At 66.4% G+C, this 5,723-nt stretch carries 6 protein-coding genes; all 6 read right to left on the bottom strand.

The genetic code is table 11. The annotated features are described in order from the left end of the window. Positions 1-23: 23 nt before the first annotated feature. Entirely contained in the window at positions 24-428 is a 405-nt protein-coding gene (locus tag MOQ72_RS43765; protein ID WP_242191973.1) for an SsgA family sporulation/cell division regulator, read from the bottom strand. 235 nt (positions 429-663) lie between these two features. After that, on the bottom strand, positions 664-1,149 hold the full coding sequence (locus MOQ72_RS43760; RefSeq protein ID WP_242191972.1) for a DMT family protein: 486 nt from the start codon (positions 1,147-1,149) through the stop codon (positions 664-666). 140 nt (positions 1,150-1,289) lie between these two features. Beyond that, positions 1,290-3,416 carry an ATP-binding protein gene (locus MOQ72_RS43755; protein WP_242191971.1) on the bottom strand — a complete coding sequence of 709 codons (2,127 nt, stop codon included), beginning with the start codon at positions 3,414-3,416 and terminating at the stop codon, positions 1,290-1,292. A gap of 102 nt (positions 3,417-3,518) precedes the next feature. Beyond that, a complete protein-coding gene (locus MOQ72_RS43750) occupies positions 3,519-4,811 on the bottom strand; it encodes a hypothetical protein (RefSeq protein ID WP_242191970.1) in 1,293 nt (430 codons plus the stop codon). 3 nt (positions 4,812-4,814) lie between these two features. Continuing rightward, entirely contained in the window at positions 4,815-5,288 is a 474-nt protein-coding gene (locus MOQ72_RS43745; protein WP_242191969.1) for a hypothetical protein, read from the bottom strand. A 72-nt stretch (positions 5,289-5,360) separates the two neighbouring features. Further along, positions 5,361-5,549: a hypothetical protein gene (locus tag MOQ72_RS43740; RefSeq protein WP_242191968.1), complete on the bottom strand. Its 189-nt coding sequence runs from the start codon at positions 5,547-5,549 to the stop codon at positions 5,361-5,363. Positions 5,550-5,723: the final 174 nt, after the last annotated feature.

The raw sequence follows: 5,723 nt of genomic DNA, 5'->3' as shown, positions 1-5,723 counted from the left end.
CCGCCGGTGGGGTGGGGTTACGCTTACCGCTCGTTGAGCAGTCGCGGTAGAACTGTGTCGAGTTTGCGGGCCGCTGCCGTTGCGGCAGCGTCGTCGGAGATCAAGCTGAATACCTCGTCAAGGAAGAGGTTCAGGCTGATCGAGTCGGCCCGGACGAAGACGCTCGCGGCGGAACGGCGCGTGATCCGCACGATGTGGTCGGTCCACTCGACGTCGAGGTCCATGCCGTCGACGTGCCTGGATGGATGCAGCAGGTCCCGGTGGAATGTCCACGTCACGGTCCTACCGTGGTCGACGAAGCGCAGTTCCATCGCGTACGGATCACTCGGCCGATAAGTCATCGTGGCGATCCGCGCTGGGCCAGCGCAGTGGGGGTTGTCGTACAGCATCACGACCGCCGAGCGGTCGTGCATCATGTCGCTACTCATCGAGCGGCCATCCCGTGGTTTTCCGCGAACAAAGGTGAAGGCGCCTGGCCTGGGGAGTAAATGAGTGGCGCTGGAACGAAATACAGGCCAGGCGCCAGTGCTCCAGCACCAGCAGACCATGCGAATGAGCAATCCCCGCAACCCACGACCACACCACATCAGGGCAGGTCATGGGCTGCGAATACCACTCACCAACATCATTTTCAATGACTGCGCAGTACGTTGTAGCTGCGCGCTACTCGCCGCTGACCGAGTTGACGACGTTTGCTCCCCCATTGATTGCGGCGTCGGCGGCGCCATTCACCATGTCCGCGACGGGGCCGATAGCGATCATCGCCAGCACTGGCCCAATCACCATGGTGGTCTTGGCGATCCCGTCCGGTTTCTTGTCCAGTCCGACGTCGAACACGGTCCCGAGGATGAGGAGACCCAGCACGATCGCGGCCATCGCGCCAACCGTGCCGCCGAAGATCAGCACGATAAGCTCGAACGGAAGCCCGAGGACCCAGGCCAGTACGTCTCCGAGGCTGCTGATGTTCAAGGACGGGATCGGAAGCGGGATGAACAGCAGCGCACTGGTTCCGGTGAACAGCGCGAGGAGCTTCAACAGGCCGGGAATGAGGTCATGCACGAAGCGGGGCCAGTTTCTGACCCTCGTCAGCAGGAAATAGATACCGAACGCCGCCAAGGCGATTCCGACAGCGGACACTCCCAGAATCATGGGATACTCCTTCCATTACAGAAATTTCGATTCGCCAACCGCGTGCGTGGGCGACGCAGCGGATCACTGTGCGCCTGTCGCGCGGAATGGGGTTCCTGCGTGACAGGCGCACGGCATGGTGTGATGGGTTTCGCGGATGGTCAGGCGGCTGGGATTTGGTAGACGCCTTGTTTGATGCCTCGCTCCAGGTGGCCGCGGTCGAGGAGTTCGGCGAGTTTGCGTTTGGTGGTGCGTTCGGCGACGTCGCGGGCTCGCATGCGGTCGACGATGTCTCCGGTGGCCGTCACGCCCTCGCGCACCAGGCCCAGGATCGCGTGGTGCAGCCTGTCGAGCTCGTCCCGTTCGTCATCGTTCGCCGTCGAGGACGTTGCGGTGGTCTCGTCGGCGAATGCCGGTGTCGGGATGAGCGCGAACAGCGCCGCCAGCGGCCCCGATCCGGGGTTGTTCTTGGACGGTCTGGTCGCGTCGTCGTGGTCGATGTCGAGGCCGTGCTGCAGCCGGATCCGCATCGCCTGGAGGCGACGCTGGGCCTCTTCCCGCTTCTCCTCCTGGTCGGTGTTGTGCGCTTCCAGGTGTTTCCGGACCGACAGCCAGCCGCCTTCGTCCCACGGGTACTCGGGGATCTGGCGGGCCCAGGGGGTCATGTCCTGGCTGTAGTCGGTGCGCAGCATCGCCGCCCGCATCATCCCTGGGGTTTTGAGGTAGGCGTAGCCACCGTCGTTGGGCAGGGTATTCGGCGCGATCTTCGCGCCGGAGATCATCGTGTGCGCGTACGTCGAGCTGGAGTAGAACGCGACCACGTTGCGGCTGGTGAGGATGTCACGCAGCGCGGTAACGCCGCCGAAGTCTTCCTTGAGGTCGACGCCCTGCGTGGCGCCCCACACCGCGACGCCTTTCTTGCGGCCCAGGCGGACGACTTGCGCGAGTTCCAGGGCGAAAGCCGGGTCGGCGGCGGCAAGGCGGTGTAGCTCGTCGATGATCCACAGCAGTCCCATGCGCTCCGGAGACGGGTTCACGCCGCGAATGTCGGCCGGGAGCGCGTTGTTTTCCACCCCGCGGTACGCCAGGTAGTCCTTCACGGCGGCCAGCGAGCGCCACGCGCCCTCGATTCCCGCTTGCGACCAGGTCATGTGGTCGTTGAGCAGGCTGGAGGAGTCCGCGTCTTCGGACCCGTCGGTGTAGAAGACCTTCCAGCATCCCGACGCCAGCGCCGACATGCCCAGGTTCTCCAGGAACACGGATTTCCCGGTGCCGGGGTCGCCGGTGACGAGGCCGTTGAACACGCTGGCGTTGTGGTCGGCGAGCCGGATCGACCCCCAGCCCTGGCCGTCGCGCCACGGGCCCACCGCGATCCACCCGTTGTCGTAGCGCGGCCCCTGGTAGGGAACCCCGTCCTTCAACGGGTTGGTCGTGGTGAAGGTGATCGTCGCTTTCCCGTGGTCGGTCACCCCGTTCGCGGTGTGCTGCTCGATGAGGATGTCGTCGATCGACATCCCCAGCGGACCCATGACCGCGGCGATGCGCGGCTTGAGGTCCAGCACGTCTTTGATGGTGTGCCGGTCGCGGTCCAGGTGGACGTCGAAGCGCTGCCCATGGGGCAGTTCGACGTGCTCGGTGAGCACCGAGCCGTCCAGCCGCCCCGGTTTGTCGATGAAGGTGTACCAGCGGTCCAGGATCTCATCCACGATGTGGTCGGTCTCCTGGGTGGCTGGAGCAGCTTCCAGAGCCGGGAGCTCGGCGGCCCCGCTGGGCAGTTCGAGCTGTGCCGGGGCGGGCGTGGGATGGGCGTGCCACCACGGCCGGGCGAGCACGATCATGGCCAGCGCCAGCAGTGCCGTCAGCGTCCACGTCGCCCCGGTGATGGTGGCGATCGTGATCCACGCGGTGATGGTGCCAGCGGTGGTCCAGTACAGCGATTCCCACCGCTTGACGAACACCTTCTTCCCGGCCACGCGCACCACGAACGCCGCGCCGCCCACGGTGAATCCGGCCAGCGCGGCAGCCCCGAACATCGAGGTGTCGGCCTGCAACGCCAGCAAATGGGCGCACTGCCCGGTACCCCAGGTCAGTGCCGAGGTGACCGGCGGGGTGACCACCGATTTCTGCCACGCGCGGATGTGCAACTCCCTCGGGCCCCACGCCCGCCTTCGGGCATGGCGCCTCACCCGCGCCTGCTTGATCTTGTCTTTCGCCCACTTCCCCGCACCGGCCAAGGCAGACCAGTCATCGGTGTCGTCGGCGGGGTCGAGCACCTCACGCCTGCCCATGGGGACCTCCCGTCACTACGTGAACGACTCAAGCGATTCCGCCCGCCCTCCCCCAGTTCAACCAGGGAAGGGCGGGCGGAATCAGATGATTTCGAGGACCGATCAGCCCAGGTAACTCTGATCGGTACCCGCGCCGGTGGCGTGGGCCACCTGCTTGGCATTCAGGTGCCCCGTGAAGTCCCCGGAGAGACTGTCGAGGGCCGCCTTCGCGGCGTTGATGTGCGAGAACGCCTGCTCCATCGTCGCGATCTGACCCGCGTCGATCTTCTTGGTCACCATCATGTTCTTGGCGACGAGCACCTGCTCATTGAGCTTCTCCAGCAGGGCAGCCGCGGACGTCGAGAACGCGATCCCGGTTTCGGGATTGACGATCTGACCGGAATCCACGCGAATCGTTTCTTCTGCCGAGGTCATTGCTTCTCCTTGCGACTGAAACAGAGGGATCACATCTGCTGTCGGTTCCGACGTGTCACCGGAACCTGGGTTGTCCGAATCCGGTTGATGCACCTCCTCTTCACCTGCGGTCAAAGCGCGAGCCGGACCTTGGGTCAAGGCCCGGCTCCGCTGGCACGGCGCGCACAACGGGCTTTCTGGCTCGGCATGCCGACCGCATCCCGTCTCGCAACGCCGCTGATTCGGCCTGCAGAACAGGCAGTAGTCCGAGCCAGGCGCCGCAGGGTTCCCACACATGCCCCAGCACCGCAGGGGCTGGTCGCGGACCACTTCGCCGTCCACCACGATGACCCGCCGAGGCTCATCATCGGCGGAATCTCCAGCGGTGCCAGGCTGTTCGGCGTGAATCGACCCTGGTGGCGGCGACACCCACGGCCCCCCACCATCGTGGGGCGTGGACTGCGGGGGGTCGTCGTCGACGGAGGCCCGGAAGCCGTCGCCCGAGCCCTGCTCAGTCCGGTCGCCTGCCGACGTGGCGGGTTCTGGGTTGGGGGTGGTCGGGTCGCCGTGGCGGCGTTCGAAACGCTGCTGCAGCCGCTCCTCCGCGCGGGAGGCCCAGTCGCGGAGCGTGGCGTGGGCCCGCTGCCGCGCCCGCCGCCACGCCGAGGTGAACATCCCCGGTGTGCGCCCGGCGGCGATGTCGGCGGTGGTGCGGTCCTCGACCGCCTCGATCTTCGTTCCCGAGTTCTCGATCCACTCGGCGAGCCGGTGCTGCACCGCACGGCCGATCGTCTTGTGTCCCCGATCCCGCAACGCGGCGCGTTCATTGACGCGCTCCCGCCACTTCTCGTGCGCATGCTGCCGTTTCTGCATGCGCTCCGTGTGGCGGCGCTGCGCGCGGCCGGTGTCGCCGCCACGCAGTTCGGTGAGACCTTCGAAGATCTCCCGAGCCGTCAACGGCGCAGTCAGGATGGCGGCGAGGACCATAGCCAGGATCAGCATGGCTTACCACCCCAACCAGGCGGCGACGTTCAGCCAGTCCGGAATCAGCAGGCCGACAAGCGGGATCTGCGCCACCGCCGTGGCCACCGCGAAGATGACCGGGACGCCGACAAGGAACCGCGCCAAGGACTGAAACAGCCAGACGACGGGCATCAGCACCCACGTGACCGGTGTCGCCACCACCTTCGCCCACGCCGTGTTGACGCCCCGAAGCGCACTCCGTTCTCCAGGTTTCACCGTGGTGTATTCGCCACTACGTGCGCGTTCGCGCACCGTGGCCGGGCTGTGCACCGCCTCCGGCAAGCTCTTCACCTCAGCGACGAACCCGGCCACCGTGGCGCGCAGCCGCCCGCCGGGGCTCGTCTGCTCGGGCTGCGGCGCCTCCTCGGCCGCAGAGTCCAAACTCACCGTCATCGGGACCGGCCCGGCCTCCTGCCCAGCACGGGCGTGGTCGACGGGTGTGTGATCGGGCAGCATCGTTTTCCCTCATTTCTCAAGTCATCGGGCAGGCAAAACAGAACTGGGCGACAGGACACCCCTGGGGGTCGGTCACTTGCGCGGTGTCGCCTGCCGGTATCGACGTGCGTAAATCTCTCGGAGCTTCCGCGTCATGTCCTGCGCGAACTCGTCCACGACCGCGTCCACCTCGTCCGCATCGGGCTGGTTGTCGCGGGTCAACGCCACCAACGACTGCGCGACCGCGATCAGCCGCTCACCAGGAGTACGGGCAGCCGCCAACCGCGCATGAAACAGGCGGCGTTGACCATCCACACGGTGCAGTCGCTGCCGCGGCGGGACCGGGACACGTCCCCGCTTCTTGGGCTGACCCGCCACAAACCCTCCCTGTTCAGCATCGAGAACCCGCCACGCCGCCGAGTTCGACGGCGGCCTTGTACGGCATGAGGTGATCCG

The organism is Saccharopolyspora soli (assembly GCF_022678645.1).
GTDB classification, from domain to species: Bacteria; Actinomycetota; Actinomycetes; order Mycobacteriales; family Pseudonocardiaceae; genus Saccharopolyspora; species Saccharopolyspora soli.
Note: the sequence above shows the minus strand (reverse complement) of the source record. Positions and strands in the feature narration are given on the sequence as shown.

Excerpts from the sequence above, each read along its gene's own strand:
- MOQ72_RS43765 (WP_242191973.1), bottom strand. The coding sequence starts at position 428 with ATGAGTAGCGACATGATGCACGACCGCTCGGCGGTCGTGATGCTGTAC.
- MOQ72_RS43760 (WP_242191972.1), bottom strand. The coding sequence starts at position 1,149 with ATGATTCTGGGAGTGTCCGCTGTCGGAATCGCCTTGGCGGCGTTCGGT.
- MOQ72_RS43755 (WP_242191971.1), bottom strand. The coding sequence starts at position 3,416 with ATGGGCAGGCGTGAGGTGCTCGACCCCGCCGACGACACCGATGACTGG.
- MOQ72_RS43750 (WP_242191970.1), bottom strand. The coding sequence starts at position 4,811 with ATGCTGATCCTGGCTATGGTCCTCGCCGCCATCCTGACTGCGCCGTTG.
- MOQ72_RS43745 (WP_242191969.1), bottom strand. The coding sequence starts at position 5,288 with ATGCTGCCCGATCACACACCCGTCGACCACGCCCGTGCTGGGCAGGAG.